Below are 23,019 nucleotides of genomic sequence, written 5' to 3' on the forward strand. Positions count from 1 at the left end.
CCGAGCAGCCCCAAGGCCAGCCGTCGGAGAACTCGGAGAGTTCGAGGGGCGAGGAGGTGGAGCCGGGCCGCCCCGGCCGGCCGGCCCGACCCGGCAGCGACCCGCGGGACGCGACGCCCGGCCCCAGCCGCAGATCCCTCGTCGCCGCCGGGGCGGTCGGCGGGGCCGGTGCCGCACTCGGCCTCGCCCTGACCGGCACGGCCCGCGCCGCGACCCCCACGGCCCCGGCCACCGCGACCGCCGCCGACGGAGCGGTCATCCGCTCCCGGGGCCTCGACGTCCGCGTCAGTACCGCCTTCCCCCTCGTCGTCTCCTACACCGACCGCGCCACCGGCGCCGTCCTGCACGCACAGCCCGACCCGGTCACGACGCTCCTGATCGACGGCGCCGAGCACACCCCGAAGGTGACGTGCACGCCCGCCGCCGACCGCGCCGACTACCGCCTCACTCTGACCGGCGGCACCACCATCGACGTCCGTATCGCCGTCGAGGGGCACCAGGTCGACTGGCGCGTCACGAAGATCAGTGACACGGCGCAACTGCGCGTCGGCACCCTCCAGTTCCCCGGCCTCGCCCTGCTGTCCGTCCGCAGCGACCAGCCCGGCGCCGCCCTCCTCGCCGCCACCGTGCAGCTCGACAAGGCCAAGAGCGGCGACACCCTCGTCACCCCGACCACCGACAGCGCCGCCCAGGCGCCCACCGGTTGCGCCTACGCCGTCGTCGCCCACGACAGGCTCGGCGGCGCGATCGAGACCAACACCAGCTACGACAAGCCCGACGGCGCCGCCGGAACCACCTGGGAGAACGGCCGCCTGTGGCGCGAGACCGTGCGCCGCGAAGGCCACACCGCCGCCCGACTCGCCCCCGGCCAGTGGACACACCGCGCCGCCACCGCCCCGGTCGACGCCACCGAACCCCTCCCGTACGCGACGGTCGTCGTGACGGGCGACCGGAACGGCGACGGCAAGGTCGACTGGCAGGACGCCGCCATCGCCTTCCGCGACATCGCCCACACCCCGCGCGGCGCCGACGAGCAGCATCTGCGGGTCGTCCCGCACATCCCGTTCAACTTCGCGTCACAGGCCACCAACCCGTTCCTCGCGACCCTCGACAACGTCAAACGGATCCACCTGGCCACCGACGGGCTGCGCCAGTACACCCTCCTCAAGGGCTACCAGTCCGAGGGCCACGACTCCGCGCACCCCGACTACGCCGGGAACTACAACGCGCGCGCGGGCGGCCTCGACGATCTCAACACCCTGGTCCGCGAGGGCAAGAAGTGGAACAGCGACTTCGCCGTCCACGTGAACGCCACCGAGTCCTACCCCGTCGCGAACGCCTTCTCCGAGAAACTCGTCGACAAGAGCGACGAGCAGTGGGACTGGCTCGACCAGAGCTACCGCATCGACCAGCGCCGCGACCTCGTCTCCGGCGACATCGTGGGGCGCTTCGCCGACCTGCGCCGCGACACCGACGACGGCCTCAACACCCTCTACATCGACGTGTTCCGGGAGTCCGGCTGGACCTCCGACCGCCTCCAGCGCGCCTTCCGCGACCAGGGCTGGAACGTCACGTCCGAATGGGGCCACGGGTTCGAGAGGTCCTCGCTCTGGTCGCACTGGGCCACCGAGACCGACTACGGCCCCGACACCTCGCGCGGCATCAACTCGAAGCTGATCCGCTTCATCCGCCACCACCAGAAGGACGTCTTCGCCGACAAGTGGCCCACCCTCCTCGGCGTCGCCCGCATGGGCAACTTCGAGGGCTGGACCGGCAAGACCGACTGGACGGACTTCTACCGCCTCATCTGGACGCACTCGCTGCCCGCCAAGTACCTCCAGGCGCAGCCGATCAAGACCTGGGGCGAGCACGAGATCACGTTCTCCGGCGCCACGAAGACGAGCGTCACCGACGCCTCCGGCGCCCGCCGCATCACCACCGACGGCCGCCTCGTCTACGACGCCGGCACCTATCTGCTGCCCTGGGAACCGCGCAGAGCCACCGACCCGACGAAGCTGTACCACTACAACCCGCAGGGCGGCAGCACCAGTTGGCGGCTCCCGCGTGCGTGGGAGAGCAGGTCCAAGGTGGCCCTGTACCGGCTCACCGACCAGGGCCGCGTCTTCGACTCGTACGTCACCGTGTCCGGCGGAAAGGTGACGCTGAAGGCCGACGCCGACCGGCCCTACGTCCTCTACCGCGACCGCACCGACCTCGACCGCACGCCCGACTGGGGCCAGGGCACCCCGTTGCGCGACCCGGGCTTCAACTCCGGTTCCCTGAAGGGCTGGACGGTCACCGGGCCCGCCTCCGTCGAGCGCAGCGACCTCGGCGACCACGAACTCGTCATCGGCCCCGGCGCCGCCGCCACCGTCTCTCAGCGCCTGACCCGGCTCGCCCCCGGCAGCTACGCCGCGTCCGTGCAGGTCGAGGTCGGCGCCAAGGCGGGGGAGCGGCGCACGGCCACCCTGGAGGTGCGCACCGTCGACGGAGTGACCGCCGCGAACCGCACCGACACCTCCACCGCCGGCAACCACGTGGCCGCCGACCGCAAGCACGACACCCGCTTCCAGCGGATGACCACGTACTTCACCGTCCCGTCCGGCGGCGGCCCCGTCACCCTCGCCCTGCGCGCCGCGGCCGGTTCGGCGCGGGTCCGTTTCGACAATGTACGCATCGTGAAGGCGCCCGCACCGAACCTGCCCGCCGGAACCGTGGCCCACGAGGACTTTGAACACGTCCCCCAGGGCTGGGGCCCCTTCGTGAAGGGCGACGCGGGAGGCTCCACCGACCCGCGCACCCACATCGCCCAGCGGCACGCGCCGTACACCCAGCGCGGCTGGAACGGGAAGGCGATCGACGACGTCGTCGACGGCACCCAGTCCCTCAAGTCGCGCGGCGAGAACACCGGCCTCGTCTACCGCACCGTCCCGCACACGGCCCGCTTCGAGCCCGGCAAGCGGTACCGGGTCTCCTTCCGCTACGAGAACGAGAAGGCCGGCCAGTACGCCTGGATCACCGCGGCCGACAGCCCGGAGGCCAAGGAACTGTCCCGCGAGGACCTGCCCGTGGCCACCCAACCCGCGACGCTCACCTACGAGTTCACCGCACCGGACAAGGGGGAGGCCTGGGTGGGCCTGCGCAAGACGGGCGACGACGGCACCGCCGAGTTCGCCCTGGACGCCTTCGAGGTCACCGAGATCGTCTGAGCCGAGATCGTCTGAACCGAGATCGCCTGAACCGAGATCGCCTGAGGCGGATCGCCTGAGGCGCCGAGGCAGGCCCCGGGGTACGCCCCCGGGGCCCGCCCGCGTCAACGCAACACGACCCGCGGCTCCCCGGCCCGATCGAGCTCCAGCACCCACACCTCGTTCACGCCCTCGCGCAGCACCGGACCCGGCACATACAGAGCGTCCTGCGGTCCAGCCGACCAGTAGCGGCCCAGACAGAACCCGTTCACCCACACGAACCCCCGCCCCCAGCCCGGCAGTTCGAGCGCCGCGTCCCCGGCCCCCGACACCTGGAACGACCCCCGGTACAGGCCCCGCCCCTCGCCCTCGGCCGCCGCGGACGGCAGCCCGGCAACCCCGGAAGCCGTGAACGCGTCCAGGCGCAGCCCACGGGCCCGCACCCCGTGCAGGAACTGCCGCTCGTGCAGCAGCCCGCCCGTGATCCCCTTCGACTCACCCGTGCGCGGCCCGTAGTTGACCCGCCCCAGGGACTCCACCCACAGCTCCACGCGCGCGTGCCCCGCAACCGGCTCGGCCAGGGCGGGCTCCTCCTCCGTGAGCACCCCGGCCCGCTCCCCGTCGACGTACACGAGAGCCAGATCCCGCAGCCCGCGCGCCCGCAGCGGATACGGCTGCCGAGGCCCCGGCACCGTCACCGCGTACCGCGCCAGGCCACGGTCCACGTCGAGGTCCTCGAACGACGGCGGCACCGCGTACTCCGCCTCAGGACCGCCCAGCGCCTCCAACACCCCGTCCAGGGACGTGAACGCCGTCAGATGGGCCGTGACCGGACCCGCGAGGGCCTGGGGCTGCGGCGGCACCTCGGGCAACGGTCCCTCCGCATACGCGGCGAGCACCTCCCGGAACAGCCAGAACTTCTCCGTGGGGCGGCCGAACTCGTCGATCGGGGCGTCGTAGTCGTACGACGTGACATCCGGCTCCAGCGGCCCTTCGTGCAGCTCGCCGCCACCCCGGTTCGCGCCCGCCCAACCCCCGAAACTCGTCCCGCCGTGCGCCATGTACAGATTCACCGACGCCCCGCACTCCAGGATCTCCCGCAGCGCCTGCGCAGCCTCCCGCGGATCCCGCACGACGTGCTTCGCACCCCAGTGGTCGAACCAGCCGCACCAGAACTCCATGCACATCAAAGGCCCCGTGGCCTGGTGCCTACGTAGCGCCTCGAAGGCCTCACGCGCGCGGGAGCCGAAGTTCACCGTCGCCAGCACCCCAGGAACCGAACCCCCGCTCAGCATGTGGTCCTCGGGCCCGTCCGACGTGAACAGCGGCACCGTCACCCCGAGCCCCACCAAAAGATCGGCAAGAGCCCGCAGATAACGGTGGTCCGAGCCATAACTGCCGTACTCGTTCTCCACCTGAACCATCAGCACAGGGCCGCCCCGGTCGACCTGCCGCTCCACGATCTGCGGCAGCAGCACCCCGAACCAGCGCTCCACCGCCGCCATGAACTCCGCGTCCCCGGTCCGCACCCGCGCCCCCGGCCGCCCCGTCACCCAGTGCGGAAGCCCCCCGTTCTCCCACTCCGCGCAGATGTACGGCCCCGGCCGCACGATCACCCACAGCCCCTCCCGCCGCGCCGCATCCAGGAAGCGCCCCACCGCCGCCACGTCGCGCACCTCACCGGGGCGCGGCTCGTGCAGATTCCACGGCACGTACGTCTCCACACAGTTCAGGCCCATCGCCCGCAGCATCCGCAGCCGGTGCGCCCACTGCTCCTCGTGCACCCGGAAGTAGTGCAAGGCCCCCGACAGCAGCCGCACCGGCCGCCCGTCCACCTCGAAGCCGTCCCCGCCCACCCGGAAATCCGTCATCACGTGCTCCTCTTTGCCCGATGGGCGCGGCACCCACCGGCCGCCACCCTCACCTCTGGCGGCCGACGGGGTCCATGGACAAAGATCGGCCGGTGTTGGACGGGGACGCCCGCACGCACCACCACGGGAGGGGACAAATGCCCACGTACCACACCTGGATGCGGTACTTCACGCCCAGCCCGGCCCACCACCGCCTCGGCCTCGTCTGCCTCGGCGTCGGACTCCAGCACGGGCCACTGCCCACCGTCGGACCCCGCACCCTCGACCACCACGTCGCCGTCGTCGTCACCGCGGGCAGCGGCTGGTACCAGGACACCGAAGGACCCCGCCGCACCGTCACCGCACCCGCCCTGATCTGGCTCGCACCCGGCCGCCCCCACCACTACGGAGCCGACCCCGACACCGGCTGGGACGAGTGCTTCGTCGACTTCACCGGGCCCGCCACCACCACCTACACCGAACTCGGCTACATCGAACCCGACCGCCCCGTCGTCCCCCTCTCCGACGCCGCCCAGGCCCGCGCCGCCGTCGGCCGCATCGCCCGCGCCGCCCGCCGCGGCAACCCGCTCCTCGAAGTGGAGACCGGCGCCGCCGTCCACGAACTCCTCGTCGCCCTGCGCCGCGCCCGCGCCGACCTGGCCCCCGACGGCCACCCCGTCCTCCAGGCCCTCGCCCGCGACGCCTTCCAGCCCCTCTCCGTCGCCGCACACGCCGCACGGCACGGCATGACCCCCGCCGAACTGCGCACCGCCGTCCGCCGCGGCGCCGGCTGCAGCCCCAAGGACTACCTCCTCGGCATCCGCCTCGGCCGCGCCAAGGAACTCCTCGCCGCCACCGAACTCCCCGTCGCCGCCGTCGCCCGCCGCGTCGGCTACGACGACCCCGCCTACTTCTCCCGCCTGTTCACCCGCCGCGTCGGCACCGCACCCGTCCGCTTCCGCGAACAACAGGGCCGCGCCGTGCCCGGCGGCTGGTCCGACAAGATCCCCGACCCCGACGACCCACCCATGCTCCACGTAGGCTGATCCGTCATGACCACCAGCAAGCCGAACGAGGTCGACCCGGCCGTGCGCGCCGAGCTCGCCCGCCTGCGCGACAGCATCGACAACATCGACGCCGCCGTCGTCCACATGCTCGCCGAGCGCTTCAAATGCACCCAGCAGGTCGGCCACCTCAAGGCCCACCACGACCTGCCCCCGGCGGACCCGGCCCGCGAATCCCGCCAGATCGAACGCCTGCGCCAACTCGCGGAGAACGCCAAACTCGACCCGGCCTTCGCCGAAAAATTCCTCAACTTCATCATCAGCGAGGTCATCCGCCACCACGAACTCATCGCGGAGGACACGAAACGGTGACCCATTTAAGCCCCTGCGGCGATTGAGCAGCGGGGTCCGGGGCGGAGCCCCGATCTTTCCAGCCCCGCCGGCGTTTGAGGCGCGGGGTCCGGGGCGGAGCCCCGAGGCCGCAACCCCGTCGAACCGCCACATGATCCACCCTGTCCCGATGTCAGTGGCATGCGGCAGCATTACCGCATGCCCGTACTGACGCGCAGCGAAGCGCAGACCCGAGCCCAGCTCATCGACGTCGAGCGATACACCGTCGACCTCGACCTCACCGTCGGGGACGACACCTTCGACTCCCGCACCGCGATCCGCTTCACCGCGCACACCGCGGGCGACACCTTCGTCGAGCTCAAGCCCGCCACCCTGCGCTCCGCCACCCTCGACGGGCAGCCCCTCGACCCCGCCGCCCTCACCGACAACCGGCTCCCGCTCACCGGCCTCACCGAAGGCGCCCACGAGCTGCGCATCGACACCTCCATGCGCTACTCGCACACCGGCGAGGGCATGCACCGCTTCACTGACCCCACCGACGGCGAGACGTACACGTACACGCAGCTGTTCATGGAAGACGTGCAGCGCGTCTTCGCCGCCTTCGACCAGCCCGACCTGAAGGCGACCTTCGACCTCACCGTCACCGCCCCCGAAGGCTGGACCGTCCTCGCCAACGGCACCACCGAACACGTGGGGGAGGGCCGCTGGCAGGCCGCCACCACCCCCCTCCTCTCCACCTACCTGGTGGCCGTCGCCGCAGGTCCCTGGCACTCCATCCGCACCGAACACCGCGGCCTCCCCTTCGGCCTGCACTGCCGCCGCTCCCTCGCACCCCACCTCGACGCCGACGCCGACGAAATCCTTGACGTCACGCGCGCGTGCTTCGACCGCTACCACGAGAAGTTCGAGGAGCCCTACCCCTTCGACTCCTACGACCAGGCCTTCGTCCCCGAGTTCAACGCCGGAGCCATGGAGAACCCCGGCCTCGTCACCTTCCGCGACGAGTTCGTGTACCGCTCCGCCGTCACCGACACCGAGCGACAGACCCGCGCCATGGTCATCGCCCACGAGATGGCCCACATGTGGTTCGGCGACCTCGTCACCCTCAAGTGGTGGGACGACATCTGGCTGAACGAGTCGTTCGCCGAGTACATGGGCTACCAGACCCTCACCGAGGCCACCCGCTTCACCGACACCTGGATCGACTTCGGTGTCGCCCGCAAAACCTGGGGATACGACGCCGACCAGCGGCCCTCCACCCACCCCGTCGCCCCCGAATCCGTGCCCGACACGGCCTCCGCACTCCTCAACTTCGACGGGATCTCCTACGCCAAGGGCGCCTCCGCGCTGCGCCAACTCGTCACCTGGCTCGGCGAGAAGGACTTCCTCGCCGGCATCAACACCCACTTCAAGCGCCACAAATTCGGCAACGCCACCCTCGCCGACTTCATCGAGTCCCTCGCCTCCGGCACCGAACGCGACGTGCACGCCTGGGCCGACACGTGGCTGCGCACCACCGGCGTCGACACCCTCACCACGTCGGTGACCGAGAACGACGGCGCCTGGAGCCTCGCCGTCGACCGACAGGGCAGCCGCCCCCACCGCATCGCCATCGGCCTGTACGACCACGCTCCCGCCGACGCGCGCGGATTCGTCCTGCGCGAACGCCTCGACGTGGAAGTCCCCTTCGCTGGAGGGGAGTTGACGTTCGGCGGCCGACGCCCCGCCCTGATCGTCCCCAACGACCAGGACCTCACCTACACCAAGGTCCGCCTCGACACCGCGTCCGAGGAAGCCGCCCTGCGCGGCCTGTCCGGCATCCCCGACGCCCTCACCCGCACCATCGTGTGGACCACACTGCGCGACATGGTCCGCGACGGCGCACTCGCACCCGCCAGCTACCTGGAGACGGTCGCCGCCCACCTCCCCGAGGAGAGCGACCTCGCCCTCGTCCAGGGCGTCCTCGCCTTCGCCCACACCCAGGTCGCCGACCGCTACACCGACCCCGCAGAGCGGCCCGAGGCACTCGGCCTCATCACCACCCTGTGCGAGGACCTCGTACGCCGCACCGAGGACGGCAGCCACCCAGGGCTCCGCCTCACCGCCGTACGCCACCTCATCGACGCCGCCCGGCACGCCGACGTCATCCGCGACTGGTACGACTCCGGGGCCGTCCCCGGCGGACCCGAACTCGACCCCGAACTGCGCTGGCGCATCCTCGGCCGGCTCAGCGTCCTCGGCGCCGTCGACGAAGCCGTCATCGAGGCCGAACTCGCCCACGACCCCAGCGCCTCGGGGCAAGAAGGCGCAGCCCGCTGCCGCGCCGCGCTGCCCGACCCGCAGACCAAGGCGGAGGCGTGGTCCGCGATGTTCACGACGAACCCCTCGGACGACCTGTCCAACTACCTCTTCATCGCCACCGCACAGGGCTTCTGGCAGCCCGAACAAGCCGACCTCCTGCGGGGCTACGTCCCCCGCTACTTCACCGACGCCACCGCGCTCGCCGCGCGCCGCGGCCCCGCGATCGCCGAGGCGGCGGGCCGCCACGCGTTCCCCGTCTACGCCATCGACCCGGACACGCTCCGCGTGGGCGAGCAGCACGCGGCGGACGCCACCCCCGCCTTGCGCCGCAAACTCTCCGACCAACTGGACGACCTGCGCCGGGCGTTGAAGGTGCGCGGGGCGTAGGGGCGGGTCACCGGGGCCGGGGCCCTCGGAACGGGTGCGCGGCACCGGCGCTTTGCCCCGTGCCGGGGCCGGGCATCGGGAACCGGGGTTTCGGGATATCGCCGGGGACGGCACCTGGGGGAGGGCGAAGGGCGCAGCGGGCGCACAGCCCCCGGTGCTCCCGCATGCCTTCCCCGCCCATCTCCCACCCACCCGCCCCCTCCGGGGGCGTCGGCCGCGCGGGGTGACGGACGTTTCCGCTGGTCGTTGTACTGGTCACGCCACACCGGGGTGTGAACGCAGCGCCGTGGCCGACGCCCGCCGTCCTTGTTGCCCGGCACCGTGGTTCCGGCATTGCCGTGGTCGGCGCCTAGGAAATGAGCGCGCGGCACCGTGCGCCGCCTTGCCCACCCTGCCGCCCCAGGCGGCAGATTGCCCAATGCGGTGACGGCCCACCGCCACGGGTGGGGATCCGTGCTCGGCGTCGGATTGCCCAGGCGGTGGCGGGGTGGTCTTCGTCGTCACGGGCGGGAAGCCGTGGTCGGAGGTGGGAGGTGGACTGCCAGGCGGCGCGGAGGCCGACCTGATCAAGCCTGTCCGGCGTTTGAGGACAAGTCCGCAGGGCGACGGGACCTGGCGCGCAGCCCTCAGGACCCAACCCCGGTGAGGGCCCACGGGAGCCGGGCCCCGGACGGTCCGGAGTCCTGGACGGTCCGGAGCCCCGGACTGACCGGAGCCCGAGACGAGCCGTAACCCCCGGAGGGCCCCGTGGGAGATGAGCGGGAAACAGGCCAAGCGGCACATGACCCAAGACGGAACGACGACCCCCAGCCCCGCGCGGCGGATTCACCCCTGCCGACCCCCGCCGACCCCACCCGGCGCAAGCCACCTCCTCCGCACCACCCCCGGACGGGCCTAGGGCCCTTCTGACGGATCTTGCTGGAGTCGCGGGCCCTGGCACGCCCATCTGCGGCGTTGTCGTCGGTTGCCAACGCTCCGCGTTGACGCCCTCCTCCGCCTTGCAGCTGCACGCACCAGCCCCCGCTCACCGGCACCGAACATTCACGGCCGCCCGCATCCAGCCTGATCCGTCAGAAGGGCCCTAGCACAGGCCCCCCACCCCCGCCCCCACCCATACCCCTTTCGGGTCAGCTTCGTAGGTACGGCGGACGCATCAGCAGGCAAAAGGCAAGCTGAGGCATCACGTACGCCAACCACGCAAAGGACCCGTATGCGCAGCACGCCGCCCCTCGCCGGAGGTACCCAAGGCCCCGACGCCCTGCGGCCGTTGCTCACCACCGTCCTCGACGCCCTGCACAAGGGAGCAGCACACCGGGGCGGCCCACTCCCGGCGGGCGGACCCGAGGCCGTCACGGCGCAACTCCACCACGACGTAGGGGAGTTGCTGCCCGTCCACGGCGCCGGAGCCGAAGAGGCGCTGCGCACCCTCGTCACCGCCCTCGCCGAAGGCGCCGCCGACCCCGCCGACCCGTTGTGCGCCGCCCACCTGCACTGCCCGCCACTCGCCGTCGCCACCGCCGCCGACCTCGCCGCGAGCGCGCTCAACCCCTCCATGGACTCCTGGGACCAGGCCCCCGCCGCCTCCGCCCTGGAAGCCCTCGTCACCACGACCCTCGCCCACGAGGTCTACGGCCCAGGCGCCCCCGCCTCACGCGAGCAGGCCGCACCCGCACCCACACGCGAGCACACCACCCCCACCCCCACCACACCCACCCACCCCACCCCCACCCCCGACGCCCTCGTCACCACCGGCGGCACCGAAGCCAACCAGCTCGCCGTCCTCCTCGCCCGTGAGGCCGCCGCCCCCGGCGAACCCGTCCGCCTCCTCGTCGGGGCCAACGCCCACCACAGCCTCGCCCGCGCCGCCTGGCTCCTCGGGCTCCCCGAACCGGTCACCGTGCCCGCCCCCGCCGGCACCCTCGACCCCGCCGCCCTCGACGAGGCACTCACCGCACTCCCGGGACCCAAACTCGTCGCCGCCACCGCAGGTACCACCGACGCAGGCCTCATCGACCCGCTCCCAGAAATCGCCGACATCTGCGAGCGGCACGGCGCCCGCCTCCACATCGACGCCGCCTACGGCGCAGGCGCCCTCTTCAGCCCCCGCGAAGCTCCCAAGCTGAACGGCCTCGCCCGCGCCCACACCGTCGCCCTCGACCTGCACAAACTCGGCTGGCAACCCGTCGCCGCCGGCGTCCTCGCCGTACGCGACATCGCCGAAACCGGCGCGCTCGGCCACCAGGCCGACTACCTCAACGCCGACGACGACACCGAAGCCGGGCTCCCCGACCTCCTCGGCCGCTCCCTGCGCACCACCCGCCGGCCCGACGTCCTCAAAACGGCCGTCACCTTCAAAGCCCTCGGCCGCACCGGACTCGCCGCCCTCGTCGACGACGTCACCGCGCTCGCCCACCACCTGGCCCAACTCATCGACGCACACCCGCACTTCGAGCTCTACGACACCCCCACCCTCACCGCCGTCCTGTTCCGGCCCACCGGCGCCACCGACGAAGCCATCGCCGCGATCCGCCGCACCCTGCTCACCGAAGGCCGCGCCGTCCTCGGCCGCGCCCGCATGGACGGAAAGCTCCACCTCAAAGCCACCCTGCTCAACCCGCACGCCACCCCCGAAGACCTCACCGCCCTCCTGGAACTGGTGGAAGGACACACGCCGCGATGACAGCCGCGCCCACCCCCAACCCCGCAACACGACCCACCGAAGAACCCCGCGACCTCGTCGGCATCGGCATCGGCCCCTTCAACCTCTCCCTCGCGGCCCTCGCCCACCCCCTCACCGAACTCGACACCGCCTTCTACGAACAGCGCCCCGCCTTCCACTGGCACCCCGGCCTGCTCATCGAAGGCGCCACGCTCCAAGTCCCGTTCCTCGCCGACCTGGTGACCCTTGCCGACCCCACCAGCCACTGGAGCTTCCTCAACTACCTCAAGACCCGCGAGCGCCTCTTCCCCTTCTACTTCGCCGAGCGCTTCCACATCCAGCGCGCCGAATACGACGCCTACTGCCGCTGGGTCAGCGAGAACCTCCCCGGACTCCACTTCTCCCACCAGGTCGACGCCGTCCGCTGGAACACCGAACGCGCCCTGTTCGAAGTCGACTTCACCCAACTCGACGCCGAAGGCGAAGCCGAAGCCCTCGGCCGCACCTACACCAAGAACGTCGCCATCGGCGTCGGCACCGCCCCCTACGTACCCGAACCCCTCAGGCCCCTCGAAGAAGCACCCACCGTCCCCGTCGTCCACTCCGCCGACTACCTCACCCACCGCGACCGCCTGCTCGCAGCCGAACACATCACCGTCGTCGGCAGCGGACAGTCCGGAGCCGAGATCTTCCTCGACCTCCTGCGCGCCCGCCCCGCCGGCCACGAGAAGATCACCTGGCTCGCCCGCACCGACGCGTTCGCACCCATGGAGTACAGCAAGCTCGGCCTCGAACACTTCACCCCCGACTACAGCCACTACTTCCACCACCTGCCCGAGGCAGAACGCGACCGCCTCGTACCCGCCCAATGGCAGCTCCACAAAGGCATCGACGCCGACACCATCACCGCCATCCACGAAGAGCTCTACCAGCGCACCCTGAACGGCGGCTGGCCCGACGCCACCCTCACCCCCGGCGTCAGCATCCGCACCGCCGGACGCGTCGCCACCACCAAGGTCGAACTCCACCTCGAACACCGCCAACAGGGCACCCGATCCCGCCTCACCACCGACGCCGTCGTCCTCGCCACCGGCTACAAGGAACGCCCCCTCAGCGGCATGCTCACCGGCCTCGACCCCTACCTGCGCCGCGACCACTCCGAACGCCCCCGCATCGACGACCAGTTCCGCCTCGTCCTCGACGACCGCGTCCAAGGCTCCGTCTACGTCCAGAACGCCGAACGCCACACCCACGGCGTCGGCGCCCCCGACCTCGGACTCGCCGCCTGGCGCAGCGCCACCATCCTCAACTCGCTGACCGGCAAGGACCCCTACCCGCAGCCCCGGCGCACCGCCTTCACCACCTTCGGCCTCACCGGACACGAAAACCGCGCCCCCCTGCCCGGACAACAGACAAGGGAACGCGGCACCATGGTCAAACTCCAGGACTGACCGCCGGACGGCTACAGCTCACTGCGCGAACACCGGCGTCCCGTCCCGCGTCAACTTCCAATCCACCGAAGCGAAGTCCGCCGTGTCGAGGACGCCCTTCGCCGTCACCCACTCAGCGATCCGCGTCCGGATCTCCGTCGACTCCGACCACAGCTCCTTCGCCGACGCCACATGCGGGAACGCGCCGCCACCGTTCGCCCGATAGTTGTTCACCGCGAACACGAACTGCGCCGCGTCATCCAGATCCTTGCCGTCGAACTTCACGTTCTTGATCCGGGAACCCGCCGCCTGCGCGATATCGATGTCGTACGTCAACCCCGACACATAGTCGTAGTTGTAGTCCGGCCGATTGCCCGCGTTCGTCAGCTTGTCCACATCCACCGCCGCGCCCGCCGCCGTCTGCACGAAGTACTCCGCCGAATACTCCAGATACGCCCGCACCTGCGCACCCGTCAGCAACTTCGCCACCAGCGTGTTGTCGTACACATACAGGCTCGACAGATCCCGGATGGTGACGTCCCCCGCCGGAATCTCCGACGTACGCGAGAACGGCGACGCCTGTGACAGGACCGGCAGCGACGCGTACTCCGTCGACGCCAACGCCTTCGTCACCACATCCGCCTGCACCTTGTTGATCAGATCGATGATCGGTGCATCCTTGTACCGGGCATCAACCGTCGTCAGCGCCTGCTTCGCCGTCCCCACGACCTGATTGACGTACTCCACCACCGTCTCGTGCTGCTCCCGCAGCAGCTTCGAGATCTCCGGATCGTCCGCCACCGCATTCGTGTTCCGCAGCGACGCCTTCACCGACTCGACGGTCCAACGACCCTTCTCCCAGACCAGATCGAAGTCGAACAGCGCCAACCGCTCGGCAAAACACAGAGGTTCGGAGAGAACGACCGTCTTCCCGGTCTTCTCGTTCGCCACCAGCTGCTGCTCGATCTCGACGTGCGCGTGCCCCACCAGAATCGCGTCGACCCCCGGCACCTGCTTCGCGACATTCGCCGCCGCGTTCTCCACATACGGCACCTGATCCCCGTACGAGGACTGCCCCGACGCCCCCGAATGCGCCGACACGATCACCACATCCGCGCCCATCGACCGCAGCTTCGGCACCCACTTCGCCGCCTGCTCCTCAAGCCCCGGGAACTTCAACACGCCCTGCACATACGCCTTGTCCCAGATCGCGATCCCCGGATTCGTCAGCCCCAGAACCGCGACCTTCACATCCTTGCCGTGCGGAGTACGCAGCCGCTTCATGAAGTACGGAGGAAACGCCGGCTTCTCCGTCTTCGCATCCACCGCATTCGCACCCAGCAGCGGAAACTCACACTGCGACTCGAACTTCCTGAGCGTCTCGATGCCGTAGTTGAACTCGTGATTGCCCAACGCCACCGCGTCGTACCCGATCGCGTTCATCGCCCGCGCCATCGGATGCACCGGACCACCGGCCGCCGTGATCGGATCGACCTTCGCGTAGTAGTACGTCAACGGGGTGCCCTGAATCGTGTCCCCGGCGTCGATGAGAAGGGTGTTCCCTCGGCCCCTCTCCGCACGCACCTGATCCACCAACGTCGAAACCCGCGCCAGGCCCTGCGCGTTGCCCGCCGCATCCACGTAGTCGGCGTTCTTGAAGTAGTCCCAGTTGAAGACGTGACCGTGCAGATCCGTCGTCCCCATCACCGTGAACGCGTACCGCTTCTGCTTCTTCGGCTTCCTCTGCTGCGCCGCCACGGCCGGCGAGGCCACGGCACCGGTCAGCGCGACACCCGCACCGGTCGCGGCTGATCTCTCCAGAAAGGACCTGCGGTTCAACGGCATCGAAGCTCTCCTCAGTCACGGAACGTGCGAACCCGAACGAACAGTTGCAACGCGCGTAGATTCTGGCGCAGAACCCACAACCCGCAACAGCCCCAACAGGTTTCGTTTCGATGACCAACCGCCGACCCCGCCCAGTGACAAGGTGGGCGCATGACCAACGACCACCCCACCGCCACCCCCAACGCACCGCGCATAGCGGTACGCGGAGAAGCCCACATCGAAGCCGAACCCGAACTCGCCCGCATCGGCATCACCGTCACCGCCCGCGGCACCGACCGCCGCACCGCCCTCGAAGACCTCACCCACCGCAACACCCACGTACTCGACCTCATCAAGGGATACGGAGACGCCGTCGACACAACCGCCACCGGCGCCCTCTCCATCACCCCCGAACTCACCAAACGCGGCCGCGGCGAACGCATCCGCACCTACCACGGCCGCGTCCACATCACCGCCGACCTCACCGACTTCACCGCACTCGGCGAACTCACCACCCGCCTCGCCGACCTCGACCTCACCAGCGTCGAAGGCCCCTGGTGGTCCCTGCGCCCCACCTCACCCGTACACGCCCAAGCAAGGCAACAAGCCGTACGCGAAGCCGTCCAACGCGCCCGCGAATACGCCGAAGCCCTCGACACCACCCTCGCCGCACTCATCGACATCGCCGACATCGGCGCCGACGACCCCACCATGTCCGACCGCGCCATGCCCCGCGCCATGATGCGCACGGCCGCCTTCGCAGGCGCCGAACCCGAACCCGCCCCCGCACTCGACCTCGAACCCCAACGCCAACGCGTACGGGCCCAGGTCAACGCCCGCTTTACGATGCACCCACCGACACTCTGAGCCACTCCGCCGCTCATCAGAGCGCAGTGTCGCCCAAATTCAAGCCTTGTCAATAGCCCTTCACGCAAAGGTCGTTGAGTAGTCATGACCGACCAAATCTCTACCCGTCGGTAAGGTTTAGGCTCGAAAGTATGCGCCGAGCAAAGATCGTCTGCACCCTGGGCCCCGCCACCGACTCGTACGAGCAGATCAAGGCACTCGTCGAAGCCGGAATGGACGTAGCCCGCTTCAACCTCAGCCACGGCACCTACGCCGAACACGAGGAGCGCTACCAGCGCGTGCGAAAGGCCTCCGACGAGACCGGCCGCAGCGTCGGAATCCTCGCCGACCTTCAAGGCCCGAAGATCCGACTCGGCCGATTCAGCGAAGGACCCGTACTACTCGAACGCGGCGACGAGTTCACCATCACCGTCGAAAGCGGCATCCAAGGCGACCGCCAAACCTGCGGCACCACCTACGACGGCCTCGCCCAAGACGTCACCACCGGCGAACGCATCCTCGTCGACGACGGCAAAGTCACCCTCGAAGTCACCGCAGTCGACGGACCCCGCGTCCGCACCCGCGTCATCGAAGGCGGCATGGTCTCCGACCACAAGGGCCTCAACCTCCCCGGAGTCGCCGTCTCCGTCCCCGCCCTCTCCGACAAGGACGAAGCCGACCTCCGCTGGGCCCTGCGCACCGGAGCCGACATCATCGCGCTCTCCTTCGTCCGCAGCGGCCGCGACATCGAAGACGTCCACCGCATCATGACCGAAGAAGGCCGCCACCTCCCCGTCATCGCCAAGGTGGAAAAGCCCCAAGCCGTCGACAACATCGACGACATCGTCGCCGCATTCGACGGCATCATGGTCGCCCGCGGCGACCTCGGCGTCGAAATGCCCCTCGAACAAGTCCCGATCGTCCAAAAGCGCGCCATCAAACTCGCCAAGCGCAACGCCAAGCCCGTCATCGTCGCAACCCAAATGCTCGACTCGATGATCGACAACTCCCGCCCCACCAGGGCGGAAGCGAGCGACGTGGCAAACGCCGTCATCGACGGCACCGACGCCGTCATGCTTTCCGGTGAAACCAGCGTCGGCAAATACGCGATCGAAACCGTCAAGGTCATGGGCCGCATCGTCACCGCAGCCGAAGAAGACATCCTCGCCAAGGGCCTCCCGCCCCTCACCGAACGCAACAAGCCGCGCACCCAAGGCGGAGCAGTCGCCCGCGCCGCAGCCGAAATGGGCGACTTCCTCGGCGCGAAATTCCTGGTGGCCTTCACCCAGTCCGGCGACACCGTCCGCCGCCTCTCCCGCTACCGCTCCCCGATCCCCCTGCTCGCCTTCACCCCGCAGGCAGCAACGCGGTCGCAGCTCAACCTCACGTGGGGCGTAGAGACGTTCCTCGGCCCGCACGTCGACTCCACCGACGCGATGGTCGCCCAGGTCGACGAACAACTCCTGAAGATCGGCCGCTGCAAAAAGGGCGACACCGTCGTCATCACGGCCGGCTCCCCTCCCGGCGTCCCCGGCTCCACGAACCTCGTCCGCATCCACCACATCGGCGAGGACGACAGCCCCAAGTAGCAGGCAGTTGTACGTAATTGGGGCCGCGACCCATCGACAAGGGTGCGGCCCCTACGCATGATCCTGGGCATGAACCCCGTACATGCCCAGGACGACTACGGGGCCCCGATTACGAGGCCACGACTACGGGGTCACGATCGCGAAATTCGGATCCGGCTTCTCCACCACGCCCAGCAACTTCTGCAACAGCGACGCATCACCCGACACCTCGATGTCCCCCAGCCCCTTCCCGCCCAACAAGGCGAGCAACTGCGGCTTGGTCATGGACAGCGTCACACCCGCACCGCTGTCGGCCTTGTCATCGCTCTTGTACGTCAACACACCGTTCTGCAACGTCAGGTGATAGACGACACCCAGCGCCGGGAAGCTCCAGTCCATCCTGATCTTCAGATCCCACGCCTTGGGCCCATTGATCCGGATCGCGACCGAGTCGATCAGCTGGTCGATGCTCAGCGCCATCATCATCGTCGGACTCACCGACGTCGACCTACCGGGCGTGACCCCGTCCGTCAGCTCCATCGCACCCGTGAGATAGAAGTTCCGCCACACCGCGTTCTCGGTCGCGTACCCCAACTTCGTGTAAATCGCCGCCAGTTCAGTCTTGGCCGCCTTGTGCTCCGGATCCGCGAACACGACATGATTGAGCAGCGTCGCCGCGAACCGCAGATCCCCGTCCCTCACGAACCCCTTCGCCTTCGCGACCGTCGCAGTCCGCCCACCCAGGGCCTTCACGTACCGCTTCGCCTCATCGACCGGCGTGTGCTCCCAGAGATGGGCCGGATTGGCGTCGAACCAGCCCATGTAACGCTGATAGATGCCCTTCACGTTGTGGCTCAGCGAACCGTAATAACCGCGGTTCGCCCACACGTTCAGCGCGGGCGGCAGCTGAATCTCCTCCGCGATCTCCCTACCGGTCATCCCGATATTGATCATCCGAAGCGTCTGATCATGCATGTACGCATACAAGTCCCGCTGCACCGCCAGCAGTTCGGAGATCTCCTCACCACCCCACGTCGGCCAATGATGCGACGCGAACGCCACATCCACCCGACCGGCGAACAGATCGATCGACTCGTTCAGGTAATGCGCCCACTCACGGGCATCCCGCACCTGCGCACCACGCAGAGTGATGATGTTGTGCATCGTGTGCGTCGCGTTCTCCGCCATACACACCGCACGCAGATCAGGGAAGACGAAGTTCATCTCGGCCGGCGCCTCGGTCCCCGGCGTCATCTGAAACTCGATCCGCACCCCGTCGAACGTCTCGACCTGCCCGGTCTTGGTGATGCTTTTGGTGGGCGGGATGAGCCCGACAGTCCCGAGCGATACGTTCTGCCCGAGGCCGCAACCGATCTGCCCCTTGGCCGACTTGGGCAGCTGCGCGCCGTACATGTACGAGGAACGGCGCGTCATCGCCGTACCCGCGTACACGTTCTCCGAGACCGCGTGCTCCAGGAACCCTTCGGGCGCGACGACCGGAACATCGGCCGAGGCCCCGTCCGGCAGAATTCCGTACGCGCCACCGAAGTGATCGACGTGCGGGTGCGTGTAGATCAGCGCCGTGACCTTCTTGTCCGCGGCGTCACGGTGGTCCCGGTACAGCTTCAGTGCGGCGGCGGCCGTCTCGGCGGAGATCAGCGGGTCGATGACGATGAGCCCCGTGTCGCCCTCGACGATCGTCATGTTCGACAGGTCGAGCCCACGGACCTGGTAGATCCGGTCGGTGACCTTGTACAGCCCCTGCTTGCTGACGAGCTGCGACTGCCGCCACAAGCTCTTGCTCGCGGTCTTGGACGCGCCTTCCTTGAGGAAGTCGTACCCGTCGGCGTCCCAGACGACCTTGCCGTCCGCGTTCTTGATCACGCCCGGGGTGAGCGCCGCGATGAAGCCCTTGTCGGCGTTGGTGAAGTCGGTGTCGTCGTCGTAGTTCAAGTCGCCCTCGTCCGTCGCGCTGATGCTGTTCCCTGAGGCCTGGCCGCCGCCGGGTCTGTGTGCGGCAAACGCGGACTCCGGGCTCACGGCAACGGCAGCCGCAGCGGCACTTGCCGCGGCCGCGACGAAGCGGCGCCGGTTGATCGGGCTCATGCGTACCTCTTCGGGCGGGTGGTGGGTGTGAACCCGAACTTCCGTTGAGGCGGGTGGGGTGGTCAAGGGTTCCTGGGGGAATTGGGGCAGGTCCCAGGGGGTGGGTGGGGCGGGTGTGACGGGTCCTATTGCGGGGTCAGTACTTGGGGCCTACGTGGGTGTCCATGAGGGCGACGTCCGCTTTGCGGGCGACCGAGATGTTGTACGGGTTCCCGTGCCGCGTGCAGTGCGTCCACGCGACGCCGAGCCGGTCGAGGGTGTCGGTGTACAGCTGCCGGATGCAGTCCGACTTGTTGGTGAAGAAGTACCGCGGGTACTCGTAGCGCTTGCGCTCACCACCGACGAGCCGCGTCGTCCAGTTCGTGATCCGGCACCCGTCGGAGTGGATGAGCCCCCGGACGAACTCCCACGGGTGGGCATCGACGATCTCCTGCTGCCAGGAGGCGAGCGTGATCTTGCGGTCGTGCTTCTTGCCGGGGCCGTGCTGGGGGAAGAGGCAGGGGAGGTGCTTCGAGTACACCTTGACGTTGTGGCAGCCGGTCCGCTGTACGCGGCAGACGCTGTTGTCCGGGAGGACGGCCCGCATCGCCCGTTCCGTCTCGTCCGCGATGCCCGGCCAGGCGTCGGCGCAGGTGATCATCAGGTTGGGGACGCGGTGCCCCGAGTAGTGGCTGATGTGGCCGTCGCCCAGGTACTGGCCCAGCAGGTACGAGTACGCGGCCGCGTCCAGCGGCCGACCGTCACAGCGCGGGCAGGTCGGATCGTGTGAGCCGGGGCATTCACCCCGTTTCGCTCGGTCCATGTGGAGCCAGTACGAGACTGTGCCGAGAGGGACGGCGAGGCTGCGCGCCACGTCTGCGTTCTTGGCGCCGTCCCTGAGCAGTGTGAGCGCCCGCTGTCGTACGGCTGTTCCGTGATAGTTCATGTGAGCACAGTGCGTGACGGCCGGTGACGCCATGCAGCAAAAAGCGGATGTTCACGAGAACGTGAACATCCGCTTCTAGCGAAGTGCCCGGTGTGGGATTCGAACCCACATGCCCGTAGGCACGGTGGTTTGAGCACCGCGAGTCTGACCAGTTCCTCCAACCGGGCGGGCTGTCGAACTGTCGGGAAGTGTACCGGGTCATCGGAGGCAGTCGCAGCTAGGTAGGCTCTAGGGGCAGCCCCTAGCCTGCCCAAACAAGGAGCGCCCCCGTGACCGCCCCCGAGACGCCCGAGCCCGTAGACGCAGTCGACGACGACAAGTCGCACGTCCCGCCGCTGACGACCCGCGTCGTCATCGCCGAGGACGAGGCCCTCATCCGCCTCGACCTCAAAGAGATGCTCGAGGAAGAGGGCTACTCCGTCGTGGGCGAGGCCGGCGACGGCGAGCAGGCCGTTGAGCTGGCCCGTGAGCACAAGCCCGACCTGGTGATCCTGGACGTGAAGATGCCGAAGATGGACGGCATCAGCGCGGCGGAGAAGATCGCCGGTGAGTCGATTGCCCCTGTTCTGATGCTGACCGCGTTCTCGCAGCGCGATCTGGTGGAGCGTGCGCGCGACGCCGGTGCGATGGCGTATCTGGTGAAGCCGTTCAGTAAGAGTGACGTCGTCCCGGCGATCGAGATGGCCGTGTCGCGCTTCACGGAGCTGAAGACGCTGGAGAACGAGGTCGCGGATCTTACGCAGCGTCTTGAGACGCGGAAGCTGGTGGACCGGGCGAAGTCGGTTCTTCAGACGGAGTACGGGCTCACCGAACCCGCCGCGTTCCGTTGGATTCAGAAGACGTCGATGGATCGCCGGTTGTCGATGCAGCAGGTGGCCGAGGCGGTCATTCAGGATGCCGAGGAGAAGAAGGCGTCGAAGGGCTGACGTAACCCGTCACGTGTATGAGGCCCGCGCCCCGAACCTGGAGCGCGGGCCTCAGCCACATCCACGTAAAGCACGTAAAGCCATCAGTCCTCGCCGAGGTAGGCCTTCCGTACGGATTCGTCGTGCAGCAGGTCTTCGCCGCTGCCGGAGAGGACGATGGAGCCGACTTCCATCACGTGTCCTTGGTCGGCGAGTGACAGCGCCGCTTGGGCGTTCTGCTCGACCAACAAGATGGTCGTGCCTTGGGCCTTGAGTTCCGAGATCGTCGACATGATCTTCTGCATCATGATCGGTGAGAGGCCCATGGACGGTTCGTCGAGCATCAGCAGCTTGGGTTGGGACATCAACGCCCGTCCCATTGCCAGCATTTGCTGCTCGCCGCCGGACAGCGTTCCCGCCGCCTGCTTCCTTCGCTCGCCGAGGATCGGGAACAGCTCGTAGGCCCGCTGCATGTCCTTTTCGACGGCCGCCTGGTCGCGGCGGAGGAACGCGCCGAGTTGGAGGTTCTCCGCGATGGTGAGGCGGGGGAAGATGCGGCGGCCTTCGGGGGAGTGGGCCAGCCCCATCGCGACGATCTTGTGCGCGGGTACGGACGCCAAGGGTTCCCCGGCGAAGCTGATCTTGCCGGCCGAGGGTTTCAGCAGTCCGGAGAGGGTGCGCAGCGTGGTGGTCTTGCCGGCGCCGTTGGTGCCGATCAGGGTGACGACCTGGCCTTCTTCGACGCTGAAGGTGATGCCTTTGACGGCTTCGATCTTGCCGTAGGCGACCTTGAGGTCCTCGACCTCGAGCAGTGCGGTCACTGGTCGTTTCCTTCCCCGCCGGCCTGGGCTTCCGCGGCCTGGACTTCTTCGATCGCGGTGTCTTCGGGGGCGCCTTCGAAGGGGGTGCCGAGGTAGGCGGCGATGACGCGTTCGTCGCCCTGGACTTCTTCGCTGGTGCCTTCGACGAGTTTTTCGCCTTGGACGAGTACGGCGACGCGGTCGCAGAGGTTGAAGATGAAGCGCATGTCGTGCTCGATGACGAGGACGGCGATGCCCATGTCGCGGATGGCGACGACCAACTCTTCGGTGGCGCGGGTCTCTTGGGGGTTCATGCCGGCCGTGGGCTCGTCCAGGAGAAGGAGACCCGGTTCGCTGGCCAGTGCCCTCGCGATTTCGAGCTTGCGCTGTTCTCCGTAGGGGAGGTTGCGGGCGAGGTGGTCGCGTTTGTGGGAGAGGCCGATGAAGTCGAGGAGTTCCATGGCGCGTTCTTCGCTGCCGCGTTCGGCTTTGCGGAAGCCGGGGCCGCGGAGGAGGGCCGACCACAGGCCTTCTTTGGTCCGTGTGTGGCGACCCACCAGCACGTTTTCGAGGACGGTCATGTTGGCGAAGAGGCGGATGTTCTGGAAGGTGCGGGCGACGCCTGCCTGGGTGACGAGGTGGGGTTGGGGCGGCAGGGTGTTGCCCTGGAAGGAGACTTTGCCTTCGGTGGGGACGTAGAGGCCGGTGAGGCAGTTGAAGAAGGTGGTTTTTCCGGCGCCGTTGGGGCCGATGAGGCCGACGATTTCGCCTTGGTCGACGTGGAGGTCGACGCCTCGTACTGCGGTGAGGCCGCCGAAGCGCATGGTGACGCCGCTTGCCTGGAGCACCGTGTTGGTCGTCGCTGTGGTCATGGT

15 protein-coding genes and 1 tRNA gene are annotated in these 23,019 nt (G+C 68.9%); 9 read left to right on the forward strand and 7 right to left on the reverse strand.

The annotated features are described in order from the left end of the window. Positions 1-56 precede the first annotated feature (56 nt). Positions 57-3,209 (forward strand): endo-alpha-N-acetylgalactosaminidase family protein, encoded by a 3,153-nt coding sequence (locus OG746_RS31045; RefSeq protein ID WP_524540544.1) that lies wholly within the window; start codon positions 57-59, stop codon positions 3,207-3,209. A 104-nt stretch (positions 3,210-3,313) separates the two neighbouring features. Here the strand turns inward: OG746_RS31045 and OG746_RS31050 are convergent, their stop codons facing one another. Further along, positions 3,314-5,059, reverse strand: coding sequence for a glycoside hydrolase family 35 protein (locus tag OG746_RS31050; protein WP_266720720.1), 1,746 nt, complete (start codon positions 5,057-5,059; stop codon positions 3,314-3,316). 137 nt (positions 5,060-5,196) lie between these two features. Between OG746_RS31050 and OG746_RS31055 the strand changes: the two genes are divergently transcribed. The 5 genes from OG746_RS31055 (at position 5,197) to OG746_RS31075 (ending at position 13,191) form a co-directional block, all read left to right on the forward strand. Continuing rightward, entirely contained in the window at positions 5,197-6,084 is an 888-nt protein-coding gene (locus tag OG746_RS31055; RefSeq protein ID WP_266720722.1) for a helix-turn-helix domain-containing protein, read from the forward strand. 6 nt (positions 6,085-6,090) lie between these two features. Next, entirely contained in the window at positions 6,091-6,414 is a 324-nt protein-coding gene (locus OG746_RS31060) for a chorismate mutase (RefSeq protein WP_266720724.1), read from the forward strand. A 177-nt stretch (positions 6,415-6,591) separates the two neighbouring features. Continuing rightward, on the forward strand, positions 6,592-9,081 hold the full coding sequence (gene pepN / locus OG746_RS31065) for an aminopeptidase N (RefSeq protein WP_266720726.1): 2,490 nt from the start codon (positions 6,592-6,594) through the stop codon (positions 9,079-9,081). A 1,210-nt stretch (positions 9,082-10,291) separates the two neighbouring features. Continuing rightward, positions 10,292-11,761, forward strand: a complete 1,470-nt coding sequence (locus OG746_RS31070) for a pyridoxal phosphate-dependent decarboxylase family protein (RefSeq protein ID WP_266720727.1) — start codon at positions 10,292-10,294, stop codon at positions 11,759-11,761. Then, positions 11,758-13,191: a lysine N(6)-hydroxylase/L-ornithine N(5)-oxygenase family protein gene (locus OG746_RS31075; protein ID WP_266720728.1), complete on the forward strand. Its 1,434-nt coding sequence runs from the start codon at positions 11,758-11,760 to the stop codon at positions 13,189-13,191. Before OG746_RS31070 ends, OG746_RS31075 begins: the two co-directional genes overlap by 4 nt. An 18-nt stretch (positions 13,192-13,209) precedes the next feature. Here OG746_RS31075 and OG746_RS31080 read toward each other — a convergent pair whose 3' ends face one another. Next, positions 13,210-15,015 carry a bifunctional metallophosphatase/5'-nucleotidase gene (locus OG746_RS31080; protein WP_266720729.1) on the reverse strand — a complete coding sequence of 602 codons (1,806 nt, stop codon included), beginning with the start codon at positions 15,013-15,015 and terminating at the stop codon, positions 13,210-13,212. A gap of 150 nt (positions 15,016-15,165) precedes the next feature. On the opposite strand from OG746_RS31080, the gene OG746_RS31085 reads away from it, so the two are divergent. After that, on the forward strand, positions 15,166-15,861 hold the full coding sequence (locus OG746_RS31085; protein ID WP_266720731.1) for an SIMPL domain-containing protein: 696 nt from the start codon (positions 15,166-15,168) through the stop codon (positions 15,859-15,861). Between the two features lie 131 nt (positions 15,862-15,992). Continuing rightward, positions 15,993-17,429, forward strand: a complete 1,437-nt coding sequence (pyk, locus tag OG746_RS31090) for a pyruvate kinase (RefSeq protein WP_266720733.1) — start codon at positions 15,993-15,995, stop codon at positions 17,427-17,429. Positions 17,430-17,552: 123 nt separating this feature from the next. Here pyk and OG746_RS31095 read toward each other — a convergent pair whose 3' ends face one another. The 3 genes from OG746_RS31095 to OG746_RS31105 form a co-directional block, all read right to left on the reverse strand. After that, a complete protein-coding gene (locus OG746_RS31095; RefSeq protein ID WP_266725547.1) occupies positions 17,553-19,514 on the reverse strand; it encodes an alkyl/aryl-sulfatase in 1,962 nt (653 codons plus the stop codon). Between the two features lie 136 nt (positions 19,515-19,650). Then, positions 19,651-20,439 carry a helix-turn-helix domain-containing protein gene (locus tag OG746_RS31100; RefSeq protein ID WP_266720735.1) on the reverse strand — a complete coding sequence of 263 codons (789 nt, stop codon included), beginning with the start codon at positions 20,437-20,439 and terminating at the stop codon, positions 19,651-19,653. 84 nt (positions 20,440-20,523) lie between these two features. Further along, a tRNA-Leu gene (locus tag OG746_RS31105) sits at positions 20,524-20,606 on the reverse strand. Positions 20,607-20,708: 102 nt separating this feature from the next. Here OG746_RS31105 and OG746_RS31110 point away from each other — a divergent pair. Continuing rightward, complete coding sequence (locus tag OG746_RS31110; RefSeq protein ID WP_266720737.1) at positions 20,709-21,365, forward strand: ANTAR domain-containing response regulator; 657 nt, start codon at positions 20,709-20,711, stop codon at positions 21,363-21,365. A gap of 83 nt (positions 21,366-21,448) precedes the next feature. On the opposite strand, the gene OG746_RS31115 is transcribed toward OG746_RS31110, so the two are convergent. After that, positions 21,449-22,165 carry an ABC transporter ATP-binding protein gene (locus tag OG746_RS31115; protein WP_266720739.1) on the reverse strand — a complete coding sequence of 239 codons (717 nt, stop codon included), beginning with the start codon at positions 22,163-22,165 and terminating at the stop codon, positions 21,449-21,451. After that, complete coding sequence (locus OG746_RS31120) at positions 22,162-23,016, reverse strand: ABC transporter ATP-binding protein (RefSeq protein WP_266720741.1); 855 nt, start codon at positions 23,014-23,016, stop codon at positions 22,162-22,164. The genes OG746_RS31115 and OG746_RS31120 overlap by 4 nt, the downstream gene beginning before the upstream one ends. Positions 23,017-23,019 lie beyond the last annotated feature (3 nt).

The sequence above is a fragment of the Streptomyces sp. NBC_01016 genome, assembly GCF_026341035.1.
In the GTDB taxonomy this organism is placed as follows: Bacteria; Actinomycetota; Actinomycetes; order Streptomycetales; family Streptomycetaceae; genus Streptomyces.